The 23,774-nt window shown below is 62.1% G+C and carries 22 protein-coding genes and 1 pseudogene; 12 read left to right on the top strand and 11 right to left on the bottom strand.

Annotated elements, in window-relative coordinates:
* Positions 1 to 140 precede the first annotated feature (140 nt).
* From FHX14_RS30595 to FHX14_RS30580, 4 genes are all read left to right on the top strand, one after another.
* Complete coding sequence (locus FHX14_RS30595) at positions 141 to 752, top strand: CDP-alcohol phosphatidyltransferase family protein (protein ID WP_184380776.1); 612 nt, start codon at positions 141 to 143, stop codon at positions 750 to 752.
* 184 nt (positions 753 to 936) lie between these two features.
* On the top strand, positions 937 to 2,076 hold the full coding sequence (locus FHX14_RS30590) for a PspA/IM30 family protein (RefSeq protein WP_184380774.1): 1,140 nt from the start codon (positions 937 to 939) through the stop codon (positions 2,074 to 2,076).
* 5 nt (positions 2,077 to 2,081) lie between these two features.
* Positions 2,082 to 2,729: an OB-fold-containig protein gene (locus FHX14_RS30585; protein ID WP_184380772.1), complete on the top strand. Its 648-nt coding sequence runs from the start codon at positions 2,082 to 2,084 to the stop codon at positions 2,727 to 2,729.
* Positions 2,726 to 4,489, top strand: coding sequence for a flotillin domain-containing protein (locus FHX14_RS30580; RefSeq protein ID WP_183695707.1), 1,764 nt, complete (start codon positions 2,726 to 2,728; stop codon positions 4,487 to 4,489). The genes FHX14_RS30585 and FHX14_RS30580 overlap by 4 nt, the downstream gene beginning before the upstream one ends.
* Before the next feature lie 22 nt (positions 4,490 to 4,511).
* On the opposite strand, the gene FHX14_RS30575 is transcribed toward FHX14_RS30580, so the two are convergent.
* From FHX14_RS30575 to FHX14_RS30540, 8 genes are all read right to left on the bottom strand, one after another.
* Complete coding sequence (locus tag FHX14_RS30575) at positions 4,512 to 5,252, bottom strand: metallophosphoesterase family protein (protein WP_184380770.1); 741 nt, start codon at positions 5,250 to 5,252, stop codon at positions 4,512 to 4,514.
* Positions 5,253 to 5,254: 2 nt separating this feature from the next.
* On the bottom strand, positions 5,255 to 5,611 hold the full coding sequence (gene uraH, locus FHX14_RS30570) for a hydroxyisourate hydrolase (RefSeq protein WP_183695713.1): 357 nt from the start codon (positions 5,609 to 5,611) through the stop codon (positions 5,255 to 5,257).
* The gene (locus FHX14_RS30565; protein WP_246713503.1) at positions 5,608 to 6,108 is read right to left on the bottom strand and encodes an ureidoglycolate lyase; all 501 of its coding nucleotides are present in this window, start codon (positions 6,106 to 6,108) and stop codon (positions 5,608 to 5,610) included. The genes uraH and FHX14_RS30565 overlap by 4 nt, the downstream gene beginning before the upstream one ends.
* A gap of 4 nt (positions 6,109 to 6,112) precedes the next feature.
* Positions 6,113 to 6,475, bottom strand: a complete 363-nt coding sequence (locus FHX14_RS30560; protein ID WP_003592892.1) for a HepT-like ribonuclease domain-containing protein — start codon at positions 6,473 to 6,475, stop codon at positions 6,113 to 6,115.
* Entirely contained in the window at positions 6,472 to 6,972 is a 501-nt protein-coding gene (gene uraD / locus FHX14_RS30555) for a 2-oxo-4-hydroxy-4-carboxy-5-ureidoimidazoline decarboxylase (protein WP_184380766.1), read from the bottom strand. The genes FHX14_RS30560 and uraD overlap by 4 nt, the downstream gene beginning before the upstream one ends.
* Positions 6,972 to 7,895: an allantoinase PuuE gene (gene puuE / locus FHX14_RS30550; protein ID WP_184380764.1), complete on the bottom strand. Its 924-nt coding sequence runs from the start codon at positions 7,893 to 7,895 to the stop codon at positions 6,972 to 6,974. The genes uraD and puuE overlap by 1 nt, the downstream gene beginning before the upstream one ends.
* 113 nt (positions 7,896 to 8,008) lie before the next feature.
* Complete coding sequence (locus FHX14_RS30545; RefSeq protein WP_184380762.1) at positions 8,009 to 8,716, bottom strand: DUF1045 domain-containing protein; 708 nt, start codon at positions 8,714 to 8,716, stop codon at positions 8,009 to 8,011.
* 114 nt (positions 8,717 to 8,830) lie between these two features.
* Positions 8,831 to 10,009 (bottom strand): FAD-binding oxidoreductase, encoded by a 1,179-nt coding sequence (locus FHX14_RS30540; protein WP_184380760.1) that lies wholly within the window; start codon positions 10,007 to 10,009, stop codon positions 8,831 to 8,833.
* Here FHX14_RS30540 and mnmD point away from each other — a divergent pair.
* The 3 genes from mnmD (at position 10,008) to FHX14_RS30525 (ending at position 11,347) form a co-directional block, all read left to right on the top strand.
* Positions 10,008 to 10,736, top strand: a complete 729-nt coding sequence (gene mnmD / locus FHX14_RS30535; RefSeq protein WP_184380757.1) for a tRNA (5-methylaminomethyl-2-thiouridine)(34)-methyltransferase MnmD — start codon at positions 10,008 to 10,010, stop codon at positions 10,734 to 10,736. The genes FHX14_RS30540 and mnmD overlap by 2 nt on opposite strands.
* A 70-nt stretch (positions 10,737 to 10,806) precedes the next feature.
* The gene (locus FHX14_RS30530) at positions 10,807 to 11,055 is read left to right on the top strand and encodes a type II toxin-antitoxin system ParD family antitoxin (RefSeq protein ID WP_184380755.1); all 249 of its coding nucleotides are present in this window, start codon (positions 10,807 to 10,809) and stop codon (positions 11,053 to 11,055) included.
* Positions 11,039 to 11,347: a type II toxin-antitoxin system RelE/ParE family toxin gene (locus FHX14_RS30525; protein ID WP_184380753.1), complete on the top strand. Its 309-nt coding sequence runs from the start codon at positions 11,039 to 11,041 to the stop codon at positions 11,345 to 11,347. The genes FHX14_RS30530 and FHX14_RS30525 overlap by 17 nt, the downstream gene beginning before the upstream one ends.
* 2 nt (positions 11,348 to 11,349) lie before the next feature.
* Here FHX14_RS30525 and FHX14_RS30520 read toward each other — a convergent pair whose 3' ends face one another.
* On the bottom strand, positions 11,350 to 14,730 hold the full coding sequence (locus FHX14_RS30520; RefSeq protein WP_184380751.1) for a response regulator: 3,381 nt from the start codon (positions 14,728 to 14,730) through the stop codon (positions 11,350 to 11,352).
* A 309-nt stretch (positions 14,731 to 15,039) separates the two neighbouring features.
* Here FHX14_RS30520 and FHX14_RS30515 point away from each other — a divergent pair, with 309 nt between their 5' ends.
* The 5 genes from FHX14_RS30515 to FHX14_RS30495 all read left to right on the top strand — a co-directional run bounded on the left by FHX14_RS30515 (position 15,040) and on the right by FHX14_RS30495 (position 20,980).
* Positions 15,040 to 15,354, top strand: a complete 315-nt coding sequence (locus FHX14_RS30515; protein ID WP_184380748.1) for a hypothetical protein — start codon at positions 15,040 to 15,042, stop codon at positions 15,352 to 15,354.
* A gap of 72 nt (positions 15,355 to 15,426) precedes the next feature.
* A complete protein-coding gene (locus FHX14_RS30510) occupies positions 15,427 to 16,530 on the top strand; it encodes a DNA alkylation repair protein (RefSeq protein WP_184380746.1) in 1,104 nt (367 codons plus the stop codon).
* 256 nt (positions 16,531 to 16,786) lie between these two features.
* Positions 16,787 to 18,523 carry a DEAD/DEAH box helicase gene (locus tag FHX14_RS30505; protein ID WP_184380831.1) on the top strand — a complete coding sequence of 579 codons (1,737 nt, stop codon included), beginning with the start codon at positions 16,787 to 16,789 and terminating at the stop codon, positions 18,521 to 18,523.
* Positions 18,524 to 18,723: 200 nt separating this feature from the next.
* Positions 18,724 to 19,713: an AraC family transcriptional regulator gene (locus FHX14_RS30500; RefSeq protein WP_003592879.1), complete on the top strand. Its 990-nt coding sequence runs from the start codon at positions 18,724 to 18,726 to the stop codon at positions 19,711 to 19,713.
* 58 nt (positions 19,714 to 19,771) lie between these two features.
* A complete protein-coding gene (locus FHX14_RS30495; RefSeq protein ID WP_184380744.1) occupies positions 19,772 to 20,980 on the top strand; it encodes an MFS transporter in 1,209 nt (402 codons plus the stop codon).
* A 232-nt stretch (positions 20,981 to 21,212) separates the two neighbouring features.
* Here FHX14_RS30495 and FHX14_RS30490 read toward each other — a convergent pair whose 3' ends face one another.
* Positions 21,213 to 22,112 (bottom strand): DMT family transporter, encoded by a 900-nt coding sequence (locus FHX14_RS30490; RefSeq protein ID WP_003592877.1) that lies wholly within the window; start codon positions 22,110 to 22,112, stop codon positions 21,213 to 21,215.
* 434 nt (positions 22,113 to 22,546) lie between these two features.
* Positions 22,547 to 23,688: pseudogene (locus FHX14_RS30485) on the bottom strand (IS4 family transposase).
* Between the last annotated feature and the right edge of the window lie 86 nt (positions 23,689 to 23,774).

Genomic DNA, 23,774 nt, shown 5'->3' with positions numbered 1-23,774 from the left:
GCATTCATTGCAAAAGTCTAGTCGCAAATGTAAGTCCTATGCGATAACCGCTATGAAGTATGGACTTCCCCACAAGTACGATCTGCACCGCCGGAGCCGGAATAGCTTTATCCGATGCCACGAAATTCCATTGAGGCCGCATGTCTGTTTATCAATTGAAGTCCCGGTTTCAGAATATTCTTCGCCCGCTGGTGCGCTCCCTTGCTGCGCGAGGCGTCACCGCCAATCAGGTGACTTCAGTTGCCGCCGCCGTCTCGGTTGCACTCGGCTTCTTTCTGAGCGTTGCTCCGCTTCCGCATTGGTTCCTGCTGGTGCCTGTGTGGTTTCTCCTGCGCATGGGCCTCAACGCCATTGACGGCATGCTTGCGCGCGAACATGGGCAGAAGAGCATTTTAGGCGCCTATCTGAACGAGATCGGTGATGTCGTGTCGGATGTCGCCCTGTATTTGCCATTTGCGCTCATCGATCCGAACGGCTTGGTGCCGGCAGTGGCCGTCATCTTCCTTTCGGTGCTGACGGAATTTGCCGGTGTTTTAGGTCAAACGGTCGGGGCAAGCCGGCGTTACGACGGGCCGCTGGGCAAGAGCGACCGCGCAGTGCTTTTTGGCGCGCTCGGCATCTTTGTCGCGATGGGTGGTGCGTTTGCAGCATGGACTTCGTGGCTTTGGGCGGTGGTGGCTCTCCTTCTCATATGGACCATCATCAACCGTATCAGCGCCGGTATCCGCGAGGCGCACACGGCCGGCCGATAGGGAGCGGAGCCGATCTGCTGCCGGATCTTCCATCAGCACCGGAATGTCTCAAACGCTGCTTCTTGCAACTTGCTGACTAAGCGCATCGCCCGACGCCTCCCGCCGTCTAACGATACGTTAAACAAAGGTTGTATTTTTTGCGCCTCCTCTTGAAAGCACAAAAGCGGTGCTTTATGTTTTATCCATGGCACCCACGGGCAAGACATCGCATCCGTCGCTATTGCGCTACATGCTTGCGCCTGACGATCAGGCCCGGCAGGCGCTTGATGACACCATTGCCGCCTATCGCAGGATGACCGACATCCTGACCGAACTCATCGACGACAAGGCCGGCGCCAATCTCGTCGTGCTGCATGATCTTGCTTACGAAACCGTCCGCGAGCAGACGGGCCTGCCGGCGCGGCTGGTCACACTCGGCCTTCGTGATTTCGCCGCCAATCGGGGCGCCATCCCCGACCCACTGCAACTGCCGCTCGACGACAAGCTCTTCGCCATCAAGGGGCCCTCGGATCTCACGATCGCTACGGTGCACGGACGTGTTGCCGTGCCTTTCGATGTCGCGGGTTATTCCAAGGGATGGGAGAGTATTTTTCCCGCATACCTTGTAGCGGACCAAGATCGCTACGAGATTAACATCGGCGTCACGCCGAATTCCGCTCGGATGGAGGAAAACATGACGAATGAAGGCATTCTTTCACGCATGGGTCGCCTGATCGCGGGCATCGCCAATGCAGCGATCGACAAAGCGGAAGGCGTCAACAAGATCGCCGTCATCGAACAGGCGATCCGCGAAATCGATGCGGCCGCCGAGGAAGCCCGCACCGACCTCGGCAAGGCGCGCGCCGAGGAATACCGCATCCAGAGCCGCAAGGACGAAATCGTCGAAGACATGGACGCGCTCGACGCGAAGATCCGCCTTGCCGTCTCCTCTGGACGGGATGATCTCGCAAAAGCCGGCGTCGCCCGTCAGATCGATCTCGAATCCCAGATCGCAGCGCTCGACAAGGCGCTGGCCGATGCCCGGGAGCAGTTGGACGAAGGCCAGAAAGCCCTGCAGGCCGTGCTCGCCACCCGCCGCGAGGCCGACGCCCGCCTTGCCGATTTCAAGCGCAGCATCGCCAAGCATCCCGAAGAGGCAGCAGTCGGCCACAACAGACCGACGCCCGGCGCAGGTGCCGCCCGCGCCGCCGCGGCGGTCTCGCGGCTGACCGGCGTGCCATCAGCCGAGCATAGAAATAGTTCCGAATTGGACGAACTCGACCGGTTGCACCGCGAACAGGCGATCGAGGCACGCCTCGCACGCTTCAAGACGGATAACCGGTAACGCCGATGGGACTTTTCTTCGCGCCCGAATGTGCTCCCTTTGCCATTGCCGCCGCCGTGCTTGCGGGCCTGACGGCGATCGAAATGCTGGCGACCGTCATGGGTTTTTCGATCACGGAACTTCTCGGCAAACCGGATTTCCATGGCCATGACGGCATTGCTGGCTATCTCTCCTGGCTCAATCTCGGCGGCGTGCCCCTGCTCATTCTGCTGATGCTGACGCTCGGCTTCTTCGCCATTGCCGGCTTTGCCGTCCAGGCCGTCGCCAATACCTTCTGGGCGCCGCTGCCCTCCGTCATCGCCGTCATTCCCGCTCTCTTGATCACCTTCCCCATGGTCAGGGCATCGAGCAGAACCGTGGCGCGGATCGTGCCGCACGACGAGACCTATGCGGTCGATCTCGACACCCTCGTCGGCCGGACGGCCGAAGTGTCCCTCGGCCCGCTCGATCAGGGACTGCCGGGACGCGTCCGCGTCAAGGACCAGCATGGAAACTGGCATGTGCTGAGAGCCAGAGCCGCCAAGGATCAGCAGCCTCTCGGGATCGGCACGCAGGTTCTCCTCGTCGATCGCAATGCCGATGTGTTTATCGCCATTCCCGCCCTGGTGGACCCCACCGGATCGGACAATCAATCTTTCACGGAGCAGTCATGATGTATGACATTCTTCTACCGGCCGGCATTGCAATCGTTCTGATCTTCGGCATCGGTTTTGTCCTCGCCTCCCTGTACACACGCTCCAGCCGTGACGAAGCCTATGTGCGCACCGGCCTCGGTGGCCAGAAAGTCGTGCTCGACGGCGGTTCGGTCGTCTTGCCGATCTTCCATTCCACGGCCAGGGTGAACCTGAAGACGCTGCGGCTGGAAGTCCGCCGCGGCGAAGGCGACGCGCTGATCACCAAGGACCGCATGCGCGTCGATATCGGCGCCGAGTTCTACGTCCGTGTCAAACCCGATGCCTCCTCGATTGCGCTTGCCGCCCAGACACTCGGCAACCGCACCAATGATGCCGAGGCGCTTCGTATCCTGATCGAAGCAAAATTCGTGGATGGCCTTCGCTCGGTGGCCGCGACGATGAATCTCGACGCGCTGCAGGAACAGCGCATGGACTTCGTCAAGGCCGTGCAGGAAGCCGTCGGCGCCGATCTCCAGTCGAACGGCCTCGAGCTCGAATCCGTGTCCCTGACACGCCTCGACCAGACCGACATCAAGCACTTCAACGCCAACAACTTCTTCGATGCGCAAGGTCTTGCAGCATTGACCCGCATCACCGAGGGTCGCAAGAAGGAGCGAAACGAGATCGTTCGCGATACCGAAGTCGCCATCGCCCAGAAAGATCTGGAGGCCCGCCAGCAGTCGCTGACCATCGAGCGGACCAAGCGCGAGGCCGAACTCAGCCAGGAACGCGACATCGCCAACAAATCCGCGGCGACGCGCGCCGAAACCGCCCAGCAGGAGCAGGCGGCAAAACGCGCCGAGGAAGAAGCCCGCATCGCCTCCGAACAGGCGATCGCCGAACGCGAGGCAGCCGCCAAGCAGGCCCGCGAAAGCGCCAACATCGACGCGGCCCGCGCCGTCCAGCAACGCGAAACCGAAGCCAAGCGCGACCTTCAGATCGTCGCCCAGGAAAGCGCGATCGCCGTCGCCAATAAGAGCCGCGAGGAATCCGAGGCGAAGGCCACGGCCGAAGCCGCCCGGGCGCTGGCAATCGCGGCAGAGGAAAAGGTCGGCACCGCCAAGGCGATCGAAATTGCCGAGCGCGAAAAACAGATTGCCGTGATCGACGCGCGCAAGAAAGCCGAAACCGAAGCGACCGCCGTCACTGTCGGCGCCGAGGCCGAGAAGCAGGCGGCGATCGACCAGGCCGAAGCGATCAAGACGCTGGCGAACGCCGAAGCGGATGCGGCGATCATCAAGGCCAAGGGTGTTCTCGAAACCGGCAAGGCAGCGGCGGAAAGCGAGGCCTTGCTCAACGAAGCCCGCAACAAGCTGAGCCAGACCATCATCGAGTTCGAGATCACCCGCGAGCGTATCCGCATCATTCCCGAGGCGCTTGCCGAGGCGGTCAAGCCCATCGAGAAGATCTCCGATATCAGGATCTTCGATACTGGCGGCATGCTCGGCCGCGGAAACGGCGGGAATGGCGACAGCGGCATCGGTCTCGGCGAGGGCCTGGCCGGCCAGCTCCTCTCCTATCAGGCCAACAAGCCGATCCTCGACAGATTGCTGAAGGAGGCCGGCTTCGAAGGCGACAATGCCATCTCGTCTCTCCTTGGAAATCTCGATGGCGCAAAACCCGCAAAACCGGTTGCGGCTCCGGTAAAGCCGGCAATACCCGCAGCACCTCCGGCGACGCCGGCACCGGCCGCAGCCCCGGCAAAGCCGATCGCCCCGTCGGCGCCGACGAAGGATTGATCGAAGGGCTGGCGGGTCTGGGCTATCTCACCCAACCCGCCGCCAGTGCACTCGCCCAGTCGGCACGGCCCCTTTCATCGGCCAGTGCCGACATCGCCATATGGTCGTAGGCGACGGTTCGAAACTGCCATATCCATCCGGCCGTCGTCTTTTCCAGAATAGCGTAGCTCGCCAGCGGGTGGCCGGCTTCGACCTTATGGTAATAAGGCAGCACGTCGTCATAGGCGGGGCAGCCGACGCTGCCGGGATTGACGATCAGGCGGCCGTCGGAAAGGCGGACGGCGCGGGGAATGTGGCTGTGGCCGCAGAGGATCAGCGGCAGGCCGATGCCCTCGGCCAGCGCCTCGATCGCTTCGATCGGCTTCAGGAAGACTAAACCTTCGGGCGAGACCGATTCCAGCCAATAGAGATTGTCGTTCCTCGGCGTCGCATGGCAGAGATAGGCCTCGCCGCGATAGATGGTATCGAATGGCAGGCTGCGCAGCCAGTCGAGATGGGATGGCGTCAATTGCTGATAGGCCGCAGCATCCGAAGCGTGCATCGAGGCCGGATCCTGCTCGATCAGATAGCGGTCGTGATTGCCGCGGACCGAGGTCAGGCCGAGCGGCACCAGCAGGTCCGCCGTCCGGCCGGCCTCCAGCGGGCCGCTGAAGAAATCGCCGAGATTGACGATCTCCTCGATGCCTTCAGCGCGAATATTCGCAAGCACCGCCTCGAGCGCCGGATGGTTGCCGTGAATGTCGGCGATCGCGGCAAAACGCATCCCTAACTGCCTCGATAGGTGGAATAACCATAGGGTGAGATCAGCAGCGGCACATGGTAATGCGCCGTGATATCGGCAATGCCGAAGCGGATCGGCACGAGATCGAGGAAGGCCGGGTGCGGCAACGGCGTGCCGCAGGCCCTCAGATAATCGCCGGCGTGGAAGACCAGTTCATAGGTGCCGGCCCGGAAATTTTCGCCCGCAAGGATGGGGCCGCCGTCAACCCGGCCGTCGGCATTGGTCTCGACCGTCTTCAGATGTCTGCGGATCTCGCCGTCGAGCTGGAAAAGATCGATCCTCAGCCGTTCGGCCGGCTTGCCGAGGGCGGTATCGAGAACATGTGTGGTCAGACCGGTCATAGGGCTGGCTCTTTGATGATGTAGGGGGTTTCGAAGAAGAATTCCTCCAGATTGTTGCCTGGCCCGTCGCGGTCGACAACCAGGAAATCGGAGACCTCACCAAGCGCCATCAGCGGATGATGCCAGACGTTGCGGCGGTAGTTCACGCCCTGGTCCCCACGTGCCAGAAACACCTGCGGCCTGCCCGGGCGTCCACTCTCGTCCTCGGAGACGACGACGAGAAAAGGCCGCCCGGAAACCGGCGAGAAACTCTGGCTGCCGAAAGGATGGCGCTCCATCATATCGACATCATAGGGGAAGCTGCGCGGCTGGCCGCGAAAGAGATTGATGATGACGCGCGCGCCCTCGCCCGCCGCCTCCGCTGCGGCGAGCGCATGAAACCGTTCGGTCGTGCCGCCATTGATGAGCCGCATCGAGGCCGGATCGGCTTCGATGATCTCGCCGAAGGGAGCGAAGGCGGCGCTGGTGAGCGGGCGAATGTCGAGAAATTCAGGCATGGCTTCACTCACCTTGGGCATGCCAGTTACGGACGGCATCGATCTCGCGAAGAAGCTCGGGCAGCGTCCGATAGGTCGCTTCCCATATGTCGGAGGGATCGAGATCGAAGACATCGTCGAGGATGCGATTGCCCGTGCCGCAGATCTTCGTCCACGGCAGGCCGGGATGCTCGGTGGCAAATTCCGGATGCGTCACCAGCAGACGGGATGCCGCGGCACCGATGGTGAAGTGGCAGAAGGCCACGGCCTTGAACGTGAGCTGGTCCTCGGCGAAAGCCGCCTCATCCATTCCGCCGATGAAGGACAGCGCTTCGGATGCTGCCTTTTGCATGTCATTGAGATAGTCGATGGCACGCCTCTCCTTCATTCCGCCTCCGGCAGCATCGAGGTCAGACGCAGCAGCGCGATCTTTTCGACCTGCGCAGTTGCGGTCGAAAATTCTTCGTCCCGGCCGTTGCCGATCCGTGTTTCAAAAGCTTCCAGAATATCCTCCTTGCCGAGTCCTTTGACGGCGATGATGAAGGGAAAGCCATATTTTTCGACATAGGCCGAATTGAGTTCGGTGAAGCGGGCGTGCTCGGCAGGGCTCAGCCGGTCGAGACCGGCGCCGGACTGCTCCTTGCGGCTGTCCTCGGTGAGTTCGCCGGATATGGCAAGACGCCCGGCAAGGTCGGGATGGGCTCGAAGCACGCCGAGACGTTCCTCCCGGCTTGCCGCGCGGAAGACCGCCGCAAGCGCAACATGCACACCTGATGCCGTCAGCGGCTCGGTCACGCTGCCGGCATCATAGGCGCGCTCGGCGATGAAAGGCGAATGTTCGAAGACGCCGCCGAAGCGGGAAACGAAATCCTCGCGCGACAGCATCAGATCGCGTCCGGCTGATGGTGCTTGCGCCAGTGCTCGGCAATCTCGATGCGGCGCGGAATCCACACCTTGTCGTGCTTCAGCACATATTCGATGAAGCGCTTCAGCGCTGCCGCCCGGCCGGGGCGCCCGACGAGACGGCAATGCAGGCCGACCGACATCATCTTCGGGCTGCCCGCCTTGCCTTCCTCATAGAGCGTATCGAAGGCATCCTTGAGGTAGGTGAAGAACTGATCGCCGGTATTGAAACCCTGTGGTGTGGCAAAACGCATGTCGTTGGTTTCGAGCGTATAGGGAATGATCAGGAAAGGTTTGCCGTCGACGCCCTTGACCCAGAAAGGCAGGTCGTCGGCATAGGAATCGGAGGAATAGAGAAAACCGCCCTCCTCCTGCACCAGCCGCAGCGTATTGTCCGAGGGTTTGCCCTGATACATGCCGTAGGGCCGCTCGCCGGTCAGCTCGGTGTGCAGGCGCACGGCTTCGAGGATGTGCTTGCGTTCGAGATCTTCCGGAAAATCCTTATATTCCAGCCAGCGGTAACCGTGGCTGGCGATTTCCCAGCCGGCTTCCTTCATCGCCGCAACGGCCTCGGGGTTGCGGGCCATCGCCAGCGTCACGCCGTAGACGGTCGCCTGCACCTTGAGATCGGTGAACATTCGCCAGAGCCGCCAGAAACCGGCGCGCGAACCATATTCGTAGATCGATTCCATATTGAGATTGCGCTGCCCCGGCCAGGCGGCCGCGCCGACGATCTCCGACAGCAGATTTTCGGACGCCGGATCGCCGTCGAGGATCGAGCTTTCGCCGCCCTCCTCGTAATTGATGACGAACTGCACGGCGACGCGTGCCTCTTCAGGCCATTTCGGATCGGGCGTTTGACGCCCGTAGCCGACGAGATTGCGCGGATAAGTCTCGGATACCATCAAATCACCTTCTGAAAAGACGAAGAACGGTAGCATCCGCAGCCGGAATGTCGAGACGGAAACTGCGCAGCGGATTTTTATCCTTTCTACGCAATACGTTAGCTTATCTCATGTCAGGCGATCTTGCGCGCGCTGACCTTGCCCATCGGGTGCAGAGAATGAACCCGGAAAGGACCGCCGGTGCCCTCTTCGATCATCAGCGCCACGTTCGAAACCACGACCGGGTCGCTGAGCACGGGCTCGAAAATCGTCCGCAGCGCCGGCTCGATGCGCGGCATGTCGATCGCGTTGACCGGCCCTGTCACCGGCATATGGAAGCGGAACTCTTCCATCACGTAGGGATTGCCCCAGCGATGCAGGTTGGCAAACTGCGCCGCCGACAGCCCGTCCGGATCGCTGCGCTCGATGTCGGCTTCGCTCAGCGGCGCGCGGAAACGGTCGAATTCCTGCACGATCGCCGAAGCCAGATATTGGATCTGCTCGCACGGAACACTCGGCAGCAGGCTGTAGAAATTGCCGAGCCGGGCGACTTCGAGCCGCGGAATCTGGAAGGGAAGGACAGTCCCGGAAAAACGCATGAGGTCGCGCAGGAGTTGCGATTCGGACAGCTCCGGACACAGGTGGAACGGCGCCTTCAAAAGGCCGTGAAACCCATAGCGCCGCGGCACCGCCGTATGAAAGGCAATTTCATGAATGCCGAGGCCACGAACGGCCGGAGGTTCCAGCATCTCACCTGAAAACACGTTTCGGCCAAGCCAATGGGCGGCCATGAGCGATAGCGGGTCGCTCGCCGCAGGCGTGAAGCAAATGGCATAGCGCATGCGACTTCCTCCATCAGGAAAAGGAGCGCCGGTGATTTCAGGCGCTGTCGATGCGCAAGCAGATAGGTGATTTGCATGACAGAATAACGAAACGAAGCGGCGGCGAATTCACGTTTAACGTGAAGCGGCTGCGATATGGCCTGATATCGCGAAGCTTTCCGGCAGCAAAAATCCACAGTCTGTATCGCCTGCAATACATATCGCCGCCTCCGCCAGACGGTGCGCGAGACCGAAGCTGACCTTGAAGCCGCCGGTCAGCGCGATCAGGCGCGGGTGATCGGGATGGCGGCCGATCATAGGATCGCGATCGATCGCCTTGGGGCGAAGCCCGGCCCAGCGTTCGACAACGGGCGCATCGCCAAGGATCGGCACGATCTCCCGCGCCGTTTCGATCAATGCGTCGAGCTGGGCATCGGTCGAAGTCGGATCGTCGAAACGGTTCTCGCTGGTGCTGCCGATCGCCGCATGGCCACCCTCATGCGCGACGATATAGAGCCCGTCGAGGAAGATCGTCGGCAGCCCCGGGTCGATCTCGGCTTTCAACAGCGCCGCCTGCCCCTTGACCGGCTGGCCGAGCGGCTGTTTCAACCCCGGCGTGAGGCTCTGCAGCAACGGAAAGGACTGATGGCCGGCAGCCAGGATGCAGCGATTAAAAGCAATATTCTCGCCACCTATGGCGGCCGTGCCGCGATCCGGATCAAGGCCGGCAACCGTTGCATGCTCGAGGATGCGCACATGTTCGGCCCGCCGCAGCAAGGCGACGAGGACCGCGATCAGCGAGCGGGGCGCAACGCGGGCGGCGAGCGTGTCGTGCACGAAGCCGCTCTCGCCGGCAGAGGCCTCGATCCAGCCGCCGACCGGCGGGCCGTCGAGCACATGCCAGTGGAAGCGGCGCTCGCCAGCCAGCCAATGGCGTTCGGCGTCCTCACAATGGCGGCGCGCGATTTTTTCGAGATGCGGCTTCGGCAGCGGGATCAGCCGTCCCGACCGGCAATAACCGGCCGAAAGCCCGGTCGCCGCTTCGAGCGTGGCGATCTCGGCTTCGAGCGACACCAGCGCATCGAATTGGAATTGCTTCTTGTCGGACCACCGATCCGGCATATGCGGCATCAGCGCGCCGAGCAGGCCGCCGCTTGCACCTGCGCCCAACCTGCCGGCGTCGGCGATGATCGTGTCGACGCCGCGACGCTCGGCATGGACGGCCGCCCAGAGACCCATGATGCCGCCGCCGACGACCAGCAATTCGCAGGATGATTGACCTGAGACCGGCCGAGGATTATCGGCTTTTTCCATGACAGACGTGAACCCCGATCAGATTGGCGCGGGCGCGCCGCAGCCGCTTGAATGGCGCGACGGCGATATGCCTTATTCCACCGCCTTTGGCGATCATTTTTATTGCCAGACCGATGGACGGCTGGAGTGCGGCCATGTCTTCCTCGCCGGCAACGGCCTGCCGGAGCGCTGGGACGGGCGGCAGGAATTTTTGATCGGCGAGCTCGGCTTCGGCACCGGCCTGAACTTCGCCGAGACCTGGCGGCAGTGGAAGCTTCACCGCATGCGCGGCCAACAGTTACATTTCATCTCCTTCGAACTCCACCCGATGCGCGGCGAGGAGATCGGCCGGGCGCTCTCGCATTGGCCGGAGATCGATGCCGAACGCCAGGCGCTGACGGCGGCCTGGCCGCAAACGCCTGATGGTACCGTCTCGTTCGACCTCGACGACCAGACGAGGCTCAGCGTCGTCTGCGGCGCAGCGCTCGACGGCGTCGCAGCCGCAAAGCCCGGCTTCGACGCCTGGTATCTCGATGGCTTCGCCCCGTCGCGCAACGGCGACATGTGGTCTGAAGAGTTGATGCGGCGCGTCCACGAAAAGACCACGCCCGGCGGCACCTTCGCCACCTATGCGGCGGCCGGTTTCGTCCGCCGCAATCTCATCGCGGCAGGTTTTGCGGTCGAACGCCGCCAGGGCTTCGCCGGCAAACGCGAAATGCTCTGCGGCATCAGGGCGCCCGGCCGGTAAGGTTTGTTGCCATTGATCCTTATTGCTAACAGTTATCTGTTCGTGCCATAATTCCCCAAAAGGAGCGGATATGGCAAGCAGCGCGAATCTTGGTCAGCAGCTCGAAAACTATGTGAACGAACTTGTGAAATCGGGGCGTTACAATTCCCGCAGCGAAGTTCTGCGGGAAGGTGTCCGGCTTGTTGAGGAACGGGAAAAAAGGCTGGTGGCGCTCGACCTGGCAATTGCCCAGGGGATCGCTGACGCGGAAGCGGGTCGCCTCAAACCCATCGCCGATGTCGCCGCCCGCCTTACCGCCAAATATGACAGCCGTTCGTGATTGTCTCATTACCGATCAGGCGGAGGCAGATCTCGAACGTATTGGCGATTATATCGCAATGGACAATCCGCAGCGGGCGGTAAGCTTTATTCATGAACTGGTGGAACGATGCAAACGTCTGGCAGAAACGCCGAACGGTTTTTCGTTGGTTCCGCGATACGAACACACCGGCGTCCGCCGCCGTCCTTACCGCAACTATTTGATCTTTTATCGGGTCTGCAAGGATCGCATCGAGGTCCTGCATATCTTGAACAGCGCTCAGGATTTCGAGAACATCCTGTTTTCCCATTGAGATCAGTAGCTCGTACGCTCCGGTTGCCGATCGTCCTTGCGGAGCCACTGCCGGATTTTCTCTTCCAGCAGTTCCGGGCTGATCGGCTTCGACATATAGTCGTCCATGCCGGCATCGAGGCAGAGCTCGCGATCGCTTTCGAGCGCATGGGCAGTGACGCCGATGATCGGCACCCGGTGGCCCTGCCCCTTTTCCCGTTCGCGGATCGTCTGGGTCGCCTGATGGCCGTTCATGACGGGCATCGACACGTCCATCATGATGATGCGCGGCGCATGCCGCTCCCAGGCGGCGACCGCCTCTTCGCCATTGTCGACGACGAGGAAGGAAAGGCCGGTTCCCTGCAGGATCTGCGTAAAGACGATCTGGTTGACCTCGTTGTCCTCGGCGACGAGCACATCGACGAATTCGGCCGTCCGCTGCGGCACGGGCGCCGGCGCCGGCACAGGTGCGGCCGCTTCCGCCTGCAGCCGGGCGATCTCGGCCTCTGAAGCCTGCTTGACGCGGCTGGCGCGCACCACTTCGACGACCGTATTGCGCAGCACATTGGCGCGCGCCGGCTTCATCAGATGCGCGTGGCCGTTCAGCGCCGCGAATTCCTTTTCCGTGCCCGAAATATCCATCGATGTCAGGAAGATGATCGGCAGCTCGACGAAGCGGCGGTCGGCGCGCAGCCGGCGCGCGACGTCGGCGCCGTTCATGTCGGGCATGTGATAGTCGAGCACGACGGCATCGACGGTGATGCCGAGATCGGCCGCCGCCTCCAAGATCGCCAGACCGGTGCCGCCGCCCTCGGCGGCCACGCCGTCGAAGCCCCAGAGCGACAGCTGCTCGGTCAGGATGCGCCGGTTCACGTCATTGTCGTCGACGACAAGGATGCGCGCACCTTGCACATTGATCGGTAGCGGTTTCGGCTCGAGCCGGGCGGCCGCCACCGCAAACGGCAGGTTGACGGTGAAGACCGAGCCCTTGCCCCATTCGCTCTCGACATTGAGATAGCCGCCGAAGAGATCGACAAGGCCGGCGGTGATCGCAAGCCCGAGGCCCGTTCCCTCATGCCGCCGGGTCGAGGAAGCATCGACCTGCGAGAACTTGTCGAAGACCGATTCGAGCTTTTCGGCCGGGATGCCGATACCGGTATCCTCGATGCGGATGCTCGCCATGATCTCGCCGCCCCCGGCCATCTCGAAGCCGACATCGACGAAGACATGGCCGCGCTCGGTGAACTTGACGGCATTGCCGACGAGATTGGTGACGATCTGCCGGAAGCGCCCGGCATCGCCGATCACGGCGGCCGGCAGATCGGGTGCGGCGCGCACCAGCAGTTCGATATTCTTCTCGGCTGCATGCGAGGAGAGCAGTGTGGCCACATCCTCCACCGCTTCGGTGATGTCGAAGGCGGCTCTGCGCAGTTTCATCTGCCCGGCATCGATCTTCGAGAAATCGAGGATGTCGTTGATGATCGTCAGCAGCGCATTGCCCGATTTGACGATGATGTCGACGAAGGTCTTCTGGCGCGTGTCGAGATTGGTCTTGGCAAGCAGTTCCGCCATCCCAAGCACGCCGTTCATCGGCGTGCGGATTTCGTGGCTCATATTGGCGAGGAATTCGGATTTGGCGCGGTCCGCAGCTTCGGCGCGCGACAAGAGATGGCGCAGTTCCTCCTCACGGCTCTTCAGCTCGGTGACGTCGGTAAAGAGCGCCACCCAATGCTGTCCCTCGCTGACCATCGCATCCATGTTCACCCAGCGCTCGCCGCCGACATGGAAGACGGTGGAAATCGGCTGCCTGGCGGCGATATTGGCGCGCCAGCCCTGCAGGATCTCATCCGCCGCGTCGTGGAAATCGCCGCGCGCCGCACAGAATTCGAACATGCCGAGCCAGCCCTGCCCGGCCTCGATATAGGCGGGCGGAATCTGCAGGATAGCGGCCATCGCCTCGTTGGACATCTTGATGATGCCGTCCTGGACGATGGCAAGACCCTGCGACATCGCATGCGTGGCATCGCGCATCATTTCGCCGACCCGCTCCAGCGCGGCGCGGGTCTCATGGATTTCCTTTTCCCGCTCGCGCACCGCGGAAATATCGGCATAGGTGAGCAGGATGCGGTCGTTGGAGATGCGGCGGCTGTCGAAAATGACGGATTTTCCGCCCGCCCAGCCGAGCTCGATCGGCTCCGGCTCATCGGTCTCGAACAGGTGCTTGCGGAAGGCGTAGATCTCTTCCGCGGTCTGCGTGCCGTCGTAGCGGCCGAGCTCGTTGTTGCGGCGGATGACGTCGACGAAATGACGGCCGTCGAAAGGATCGTCGAGCGGCAGCTCCCAGATGCTGTAAAATTCGTCGTTGGCGGAGAGAATCCGGTGGTCGTTATCGAGAATCAGCACGCCGATCGGCAGCGAGCGCAGGATGTTCTCGATATCCCGATGCAGCGCTTCTTCCTGCTTCTTCGCCTCGATCAGTGCCTTCTCCCGCTCCTTGAGCGGCGCGATATCGGAAAAGGAGCCGACGACATAGGTGCGCCCATCCGCCGTCACGACGCGGTTGACCCGCGAGATCAGCGGATGAATGCGGCCATCCCTACCCGGCATCTGGCTTTCGATTTCCTTCGACAGGCCGTCTTCCAGCGCCAGGCGGTTTTCCTGGTAGATCGCCTCTCCCTCCTCCGGCCCGAACATTTCGTGCTCGGTCATCCCCAGCACCTGAGAGCGGTCGTAGCCACCGAAGGTCTCGTAATATTGGTTGGCATAGACGAGGCGATGTTTGTCGTCGCGCACGAAAACCGCGACCGGCAGGTCCTCCATGATGGTGCGCAACAGATCGCCTTCGTTGACGCTCTCGTGCCAGCGCGTATCGCTGCGAGCAGCCGGCTTTGCTCCGGTGCGGTAGGCGGCGTTGACGACCAGCGGGCGCCCGTCCTCAGCAAAGATGCCGATCGGATGGTCGAGCTTTTCCAGCGCCTCGCGCACTCGGGCAAAATCCGCTGCAGCGCCAGGGTCGCCGGCAGCCCCTCTATCGTTCACCGCGCGCCGCGGCGCTTCGCGCACTTCGAAAATGCCGAGCACATAGGCCCGCTCCGGCGACGGTGAAAAACTTTCGATCTGGATGCGCTCGTGGCCGAGGCCGGCAGCATCGAAACAGATGGCGTTTTCCTCGGTGCCGAACACCAGCGCGCGGCGTTCCCTATCCTCGCGCTCCTCTTCCTCGGGACGGTCGAAAAGCTCGCGGCTGCGCCTGCCGATGAAATCGGAAATCTCGCGGCCGAGGAAATCGGCATAGGCCTCGTTGACCGCGACATAGCGCAGTTCGCTGTTCTTGACATAGGCCGGGGTGTCCAGATCGGCGATCCGGCGGCAAGCCAATTCCAGTATGTCCCCGGCTGATTTCAAGAAATTGTCGCTCCCGCAATGAATGAAATATCAACTACAAAGATTATAACGCCAAGGCTTTTAACAAGGTTTTAACCATAAATTTCAGCAGCGTATTTTTACAAGTCGGCTCATCAAGCCAAGCCGCCGCGCATTGGCACCCGGACTTGCTATCTTCACCGCCCGCTCATTCCCTCGCCGCGCCGGCATTCGTTGAAATCATGACGAAAATTTAATGCGGGAGACGCTTGCACGGCCATCGCACCGCCGCGATCGGGGCCGAGTCTGAACACGGCTTTATGGAAGCCAGTCTAGATCAAGGAAAATAGCATGTCCGTTCTTCATAAGACCATGGCGACGGGCCTGATCGCGCTGACCCTTGCCGGCGCCTCACTCGCCACCGCCACCACCGCCGATGCCCGTCCACGCGATGCCTTCTGGGGCGGCCTTGCCGCCGGCGTCGTCGGCGGCGCCCTGCTGTCCGAGGCCGCCCGCCCCGCTTACCCCGCTTATGCCTACCCGGCCTATCCCGCTTATCGCCCCTATCCGGTCTACCGGACCTATTACCGGCCGTCCTATTGCCACCTCGAATGGCGGCGCGACGATTGGGGCGACCCCTACCGCGTCAAAGTCTGCCCGGAATAGATGAAACCGCATCCGGCGCCGCTTGACCTCCCGGCGGCGCCGGTCCAATCCTCCCACAGAGGGAGGATCAGCATGCCGGAACCGCTCAAGAACCTGCTGCATGAGGCGCTGGTCAGCGACATGGCCGATCGCATCGCTGCCAATGCGCCCGCCTTCGACAGGAGTCGTTTCGTGGCGCTGGCAACCGATGGCCTCGGGACGCTGGAGCTGATGGAACGCTCGGCGCTGATCCGCGACGCGCTGTTTGCCACGCTTCCCGATGATTTTATGAAGGCAGCCGCCATCCTGAAGGCGAGCCTGCCCGTCTCAGGCAGGCCGGGGCTTTCCGGCTGGATGCTGTTGCCGGTGAACCAGTTCATCGCGGCCCGCGGCCCCGATCATTTCGATCTCGGCCTCGATCTCTTGAAGGCGTTGACGCCGCATTTCACCGCCGAATACGGCATCCGCCCCTTCATCCATCGCGACCAGCAACGCGCGCTCGCCATCATCTCCCGCTGGGTTGCCGATCCCGATCAGCATGTGCGCCGGCTGGCAAGCGAGGGAACGCGGCCGCGCCTGCCCTGGGCCATGCGCCTGCCGCAACTTGTGAAAGACCCCGCACCGATCCTGCCGATTCTGACTGCATTGGTCGATGACCCGGAAGATTATGTCCGCCGCTCCGTCGCCAACAGTCTCAACGACATCGCCAAGGATCACCCGGATCTGGTCGCCGCCTTCATCGCCGGCCATATCGAGACGGCGTCGCCCGAACGGCGCCGTCTGCTGAAACATGCCTCGCGCACGCTCTTGAAGAACGGTCATGCGCAAGCGCTCGCCAATTTCGGCTTCGGCGCGGCGACCGCGCTGACATGTGAACTGCGCCTCGTGAACGGCGAGGTCACATTCGGCGAAGGACTGGATTTCGAAATCCGCGTCATGAATGCCGGCGAGACCACGCAATCGCTGATGATCGACTACGCCATCCATCACGTGAAGGCCGACGGCTCGCTCTCTCCCAAGGTCTTCAAATGCAAGACGATCATGCTCGCGCCCGGGCAAAGCCACGCGATCGAGCGCCGTCACGCCATGCGGCCGATCACCACGCGGCGCTATTACCCCGGCCAGCACCGCATCGCCATCCTCGTCAACGGCTGGGAAAGCGCATCGCAAAGCTTCTTGCTCGTCATGCCCGACTAAGTTCCACCGGAGGCTTTCTTGTGCACTGCACTTGACTTTCCGCGCGAACTAGCCCAAATGCAGCCCAGCTTTCACCCTTCCGGCCGCCGCGTGAGCGTGCCCCTGCTAGAAAATACGGACGCAGGAAGAAGGGACAAAAGCGCATTTCGATAGAGGCCGCACTCCCATCCGCGGCCTGAAGCGCTGGAAAGCTTTTTCCAACTCACAAGTTCCCACTTCACGCGGGGTTCTTGACGCCAGAATGAAACCGGATCGCATGGTGCGTTCCGGCGATAGTCGTTGTGGCGCCCCGAAAGGTTTTGCCTTGACTAATTTTGAATCGCTTGGTGTCTCCAAGCCGATCGTCGCCACCTTGTTCCAGCTCGGCATCGAAACGCCGACGCCGATCCAGGAACAGGCCATCCCTCTCCTCCTCGAAGGCCGCGACCTGATCGGCCTTGCCCAGACCGGCACCGGCAAGACCGCCGCCTTCGGCCTGCCGCTCATCGAAAAATTGCTTGCCGACGAGCGCCGCCCCGACAACCGCACGACGCGGACGCTGATCCTGGCGCCGACCCGCGAACTGGTGAACCAGATCGCCGAGAGCCTGAAGAAGTTCATCCGCAAGTCGCATCTGCGCATCAACGTCGTCGTCGGCGGCGTTTCGATCAACAAGCAGCAGCTTCAGCTCGAAAAGGGCACCGATGTCCTGGTCGCAACGCCCGGCCGCCTGCTTGACCTCATCAATCGCCGCGCCATCTCGCTGACCACGGTCCGCTATCTCGTGCTTGATGAAGCCGACCAGATGCTCGACCTCGGCTTCGTCCACGATCTGCGCAAGATTGCCAAGATGGTGCCGAAGAAGCGCCAGACCATGCTTTTCTCGGCCACCATGCCGAAGGCAATCGCCGATCTCGCCGGCGACTACCTCGTCGATCCGGTCAAGGTCGAAGTCACACCTCCCGGCAAGGCTGCCGACAAGGTCGAGCAATATGTCCATTTCGTCGCCGGCAAGAACGACAAGACGGAACTGCTGCGCAAGTCGCTGACCGAAAACCCCGATGGCCGCGCCATCGTCTTCCTGCGCACCAAGCATGGTGCGGAGAAGCTGATGAAGCATCTCGAAAACATCGGCTATTCCGTCGCCTCGATCCATGGCAACAAGAGCCAGGGCCAGCGCGAGCGGGCGCTGAAGGCGTTCCGCGATGGCAGCATCAAGACGCTGATCGCCACCGACGTTGCCGCCCGCGGCATCGACATCCCGGCCGTCAGCCATGTCTACAATTACGACCTGCCCGAAGTGCCCGACGCCTATGTCCATCGCATCGGCCGCACGGCGCGCGCCGGCCGCGACGGCATCGCGATCGCCTTCTGCGCCCCCGACGAAGCCAAGCTGCTGCGTGATATTGAGCGCCTGATGGGCATCGACATCGCAGTCGCAAGCGGCGAAGCACCGGCCAATATCAGCAGCGCCGGCCCGCGCCGCGGCAACGGCAATGGCAACAACCGCAATCGCGGTGGCGGCCAGGGTCGCGGCGAAGGCCGTGGCGACCAGAACCGCTCGGAGCATCGCGGCAGCCGCCAGGAACGCCGCCCGCGCCGTGAAGGCGAAGGCAGTGAAGTCCGCGCCGGTGGCGAGGAGCGCCGCGAGCGCCGTCCGCGTCCCGAACGCACGAGCCGCAACGAGGATTTCCGCGGCCAGCGCCGCGGCGAAGCCACCCCCAACCTCGGCCCCGACAACGATCTGGTTTCGACCTCGGATTTCCGCCCCTCGGCAAAGCCGCAGCGTCCTGCCCATGGCGGCCCAAATAGCCATCATGCCAATGGCGAGCCGAGCGGTCATCACCGCGGCAATAACCGCCACGCCCACGGCCGCCCGGCCCGCAAGCACGGCGAAGACCGCGGCCCGCAGCAGGCCCAGGGCGGCGAACCGCGCCGCGAGGGCAATGGCGGCAACCGCCGCGGCGGCTCCGGCTCCCGCAATGGCGGCGGCCAGCGTCGCGAACGCGCCTGAGCATCGATTGATTTAAAGGAAAGGCCGAATATCTCCGGTCTTATACGTTGGGAGGCCGGAGCATCTGACAGGTGCTCCGGCCTTTTCTCTTTGTGGTGGCAATCACAACGGCGGTCCTGGGCCCCAGCCGGTCCTTCGCCCGCACATCGAGGCAGGCACATCCCCTTGAATGCCGGACGCTTGAGACCTAAATTGGCTAAATGCTTGACCATCCGTCCCGGCCGTTGTCGCCGTCAACTATCCCAATGGATGCCCTGAGCGAAGTCCTGCAAGACTTTCGCTTGAGCGGGGTCAACTATGGCCGCTGCGAGCTCAGGCATCCATGGAGCATCGCCTTTCCGCAACAACAGCTGCTTCGTTTCCACTTCGTCAGCCAAGGTCCGTGCTGGATCCATACCGAAGTCGAAGGATGGCAGGAGTTGAATGATGGCGATCTGGTTCTGCTGCCTCAAGGCATCGCACATCGGTTGGCCAGCGCGCCGGATGTTGAAGGAGATTCACTTAAAGGCTGTCAGATAACAAGAGTGGGAAGCAATGTCTGCGATGTCGTGCGGGAGGGAATGGGGGCGAATAGCACCCTCTTCTGCGGCTCCATGGCTTTGGGCGCGCATGCGCTTCACCCCTTGATCGCTCTGATGCCGCCAATCATCAAGGGCTGCGATGTGGCCGGCAATGACCCGATCGTTGGCCCCCTTCTGGCCGCCATGTCGGCGGAAGCGACACAGCCCCAAATGGGAAGCGCGACCGTGCTATCGCGAATGGCGGACTTGCTCGCGGCGCGGCTTATCCGCTGCTGGGTCAATTGCAGCGGAGCTTCGACCACCGGCTGGCTCGCCGCCATCCGGGATCCTCATATCGGTCGTGTATTGGCGGCCATGCACCGGGACCCCGGCCATAACTGGACCCTCGAAAGCCTCGCTGGTGTGGCTGGCCAGTCGCGCTCGATCTTCGCCGAGCGCTTCAGCGCTATCTTGGGTGAAGGCGCGGCACATTACCTCGTCCGTCTGCGTATGCAGCTTGCCCGCGATTTGTTGGGTCAAAGCGGCATGTCGATCGCGGAAGTTGCTTCCCGGCTGGGCTATGAGTCCGAGGCGTCTTTCGCGCGCGCCTTCAAACGCGTCACCAACGTTTCACCGGGGATTGTGCGCCGCACAAGTTCCGGACGAATGGATATAGATTTCGGATTTTAAGACACATATCATCCTGAAAACTTCGTCTATCAAATCTCCGAACATAGGAGATATTTCAATGACGGACTCAACATCACAGTTCGACGGGGTCGCAATTGGCCCGGAGACGGATGAACCATCCGCGTGGAACACGGCGACCTGGTTTGCCGTTGTTTCGATGGCAGCCACCAGCTTTGCGCTGGTGTCCGCTGAGTTCCTGCCGGCGGGCCTGTTGACGCCGATGGCGCGCGATCTCGGCATTTCCGAGGGAACGGCCGGACAAGTCGTCACCGCCACCGCTTCTGTCGGCGCCGTGGCGGCCTTGTTGAGCAACGTCCTCATCGGCCGACTGAACCGCAAAACCGTGCTGGTCAGCCTCAGTGCACTGGCGATCGGCTCCAATATTCTGGCATCATTGGCGACTGATTTTTGGCTGTTGTTGTTGGGCCGGGCCGGGTTGGGCATCGCGCTTAGTGGCTTTTGGGCGCTTTCAGTAGCCGTCGTGGCGAGGCTGGTCGGCGCCAATGCGACAGGTCGGGGCATGGCTATCGTCACGCTCGGCGTTTCGCTCGCCACGATAGCTGCACCATCAATGGGTGCTTTGATCAGCGATTGGCTGGGATGGCGCAGCGCCATGGCGATGACAGCCGGGCTTGCCGCGCTTGCCATGCTGCTGCAACTGCTCAGCTTGCCGACGCTCCCTGCAAGCACAAGCAACAGTATCGCTGATGTTTTCCGGCTGACACGACGGGGCGGTATTCAACTGGGAATGCTTGCCATCCTTTTGTTGATGACCGGGCATTTTGCCGGATCTGTTTATGTGCGTCCTTTCCTCGAACAAGTAACACTGCTTGATACCCGATCAATCGCCCTGGCACTGCTCGGATTTGGCATCGCCTCGGTGATCGGCAATGTTGCCGGTGGCCGAATGGCCGATGCCAGTATCCGGCTGGCACTCGCCGTCACCGCCGCGCTGATGACGGTTGCAGCGCTCGCTCTGGTGCTTTGGGGCGCCCATACCGGCATTGCGTTCGCCCTCGTCGCACTTTGGGGCTTTGCCTTCGGAATGGCGCCGGTCGTGCTGCCGACCAATCTTTCCCGCGCAGCCCCCGACGCTCTGGAGGCGGCGGGTAGCCTGATGGTCGTCTCTTTTCAGGTGGCCATCAGTATCGGCGCGGTTTTTGGCGGCTATATCGTCGACCACTACGGCGCCGTGGGACCATTGACTGTGACGGCGCTCCTGGCTGCGTCGACGATTGCCTTGGCGTTGCTGCAGCCCCGCAACTGATCGTTGCTTTCTGCCTGCGGATCACGCACAGTCGAACTGAAGATGCTCTGGATAACAGGTCACCGTCAATCGCCGGCGACCTCCAATGCGTTCCGTCCGGGGTTCGGTGACTAGCGGCAAGAGTGGAATGTCGTCGGGAAAGAAAACTTTCTTAGCGGCACCGGTAGCCGTCGCCGATTGCGTCTACGAAGGGACGCTCGTCCGGGCGGCCGGCCTTGGCGCGGCCGGCGGCCTATACGCTCGCGGGCACCTGCTGAACGACCCTGCGGTTTGTCATGTAGACACCCGTTACCACGATCGCCGTGCCCAAAATCAACGGCAGGGTCAGCGGCTCCCCAAAGGCGATGAAGGCCTCGAGCGCGACGGCCGGCGGCATCAGATAGATCAGCGAGGCGGCGCGGGAGACCTGCCCCCGGCGGATCAGATAAAGCAGCAGCCCGACGCCGCCCATCGACAGGCCGAAGACCGACCAGACGAGCGCGGCATAGGCCGGCGCGGTGCCGTCGAAATGCTGGTGCTCGAAGATCAGCGAAAGCGGCAGGGTGAGCATCAGCGCCCCGACATATTGCAGCGTCGCGATGGACCTGAGGTCGCCGGATTGCAGGTGTTTCTTCTGATAGAGCGTACCGTAGGTGACCGACCCCATGGCGATGAGGTTGATCGCCAGCGGCAGGGCGGCATGGGTAAGATCAGCTGTCGCCGGATCGAGCAGCTTCGGCGAAATGGCGATGGCAATGCCGATGAAGCCGAAGGCAAGGCCGAGCTTCTGCGTCTGCTGCAACCGCTCGCCAACCAGAAAGGGAGCCGCCATCGCCGTCAACAGCGGCTGCAGCGCCGCGATGATCCCCGATATGCCGGCCGGCACGCCGTTGGCGATCGCCCACCACAGACCGGCGAGATAAAACCCATGCAGGAAGAAACCGGAATAGACGGCGCGCAACGCCGTCGCCCGGCTTTTCGGCCATTGCGCTTTGGTCACCAGGCAAAAGGCGAGGAACGCCAAAGCCGACAGCCCGTAACGTATCGAAAGAAAGGTGAAGGGCTCGGAATGCAGCGAAGCATATTTCGCCACCACCCAGCCCGTGGACCAGAGCAGGACGAAAACAGCGGGGGCGAAGCGGTCGAGGGACATGAGGCTGCTCGGAAATAAGGTTCGCCCGCTGATAACCGCACCGGGCGGCCACAGTCAAAGGCGAAGCGTTGATGCTTATTTGAAATTTCGCTGATGGTGAAAACGACAGGGCTGGCCGACGATACTCTAATTCGATGGATAAGCCTATCGACAGCTTCACACCATACCGCCGCAGCAAAGAATCGCGGACGCCTCCCCACCCTCCCTCTTTCCTGTGCTCGTCACGGGAATCCAGCCACCGCGCGTCCGCGCGGTGAATGACTCTCCTACTTGACGAAGCATCTGAAACGCCGCGTGCTTCCGAGGGAGTTTGGCTGGAAAGCCAACCCCAATCTCCGTCATCCTCGGCCTTGAGCCGAGGATCCATCCCACGACGCCGGTGGATGCAGTGTGGATGCTCGGCTCAAGGCCAGTGCTGTCCGGTTTAATTTTTGTCACCATTGGAGGCTCATCTGGCCGGGATTTCCGGGAGGGCTGTGGCGTGGTTTTAGGAGGCGGTCGATCCTTTTGCGGTGCATCAGGTTGGTGCGCACCAGGCGGGCGAAGGCCAGCGGGCTTATGACGACGCTCTGGTCGGCCTTTGCCATCTGCAGCAGCAGATAAGCGATCAGGGCGACAGCGACCTGGATGCGCACGGCATTTTCGCTATTGCCGAGGAAATGGCGGATCTTCAGCGTCTGTTTGACCCAGCGGAAGAACAGCTCGATCGCCCAGCGGCGCTTGTAAAGCGCGGCGATCTCCTCGGCCGGGGCGGTAAGATCGTTGGAGAAGATGCGCAGCACCTTGCCGGTTTCGATCCGCACGCCGATCTCGCGCACCGGCCGATTCATCGGGTTGCGGCGGCTCTTGGCCTGGCGCTGCGGCAACAGGCCGATGCGGTCGAACAGGATGCCGGCATCCGCATTTGCCGCCTGCTCGGCGCTCACCGTCAGTTTCGTGTGGGATTTGAGGCGGCTGACGATGCGGCAGCCGGCGGCATTGAGCTTCGCCCACCAGCCGAAGTCGTAATAGCCGAGATCGAAGACATAGGTGGCGCCCGCCTCGATCGGCATCTCCTTGGCCGCGGTGATGTCATTGACATTGGCCGGGGTGACGGCCGCATAGATCGGCCGGCATTGGCATCGTAGACGACGTGCATCTTGGCGCCGCAGGCCTGATCGGAAAAGCGGGCCCACTGCGATCCCGCCCCCGAAAGTGGCAGACTGCTGCCGTCGATCAGATAGACCGCCTCGCCGATGGCCCGCTTGAGGCCGCGCCCGGCGCGGGCCACCATCTGCGCGAACAACTCGGCAAAAACCGTGCTCGGACGCAGGCCGTTAGCATCGGCGAACGTCGAGCGCGACACCGGACGAGCGCCGAGATGGTAAAGGCGGGCGCTATGGCTTTCCAGGGAGCCGACGATCTCACGCAGGCTGACGGCACCGGCAAGCTGGCCGTAAAGCAGGGCGATCAACTGGCTCTTCGTCGACAGCCGCCGAACATGCTTGTCGGCCTGATGCTCATCCACAAGTCTTTCGAAGACCGCCCACGGAATCCGCTTCAGCAGATCATGAAAGACGCTATTGTCATGCCGCACGGTGTTGCTCCTCTTTCGTGTCCGAGATCGTCGCGAAACGCTCGAATACGAGTAGAATCAACACCGTGCACCATGTCCATTAAATT

The organism is Rhizobium sp. BK619, assembly GCF_014195245.1.
Lineage (GTDB): Bacteria > Pseudomonadota > Alphaproteobacteria > Rhizobiales > Rhizobiaceae > Rhizobium > Rhizobium acidisoli.
Note: the sequence above shows the minus strand (reverse complement) of the source record. Positions and strands in the feature narration are given on the sequence as shown.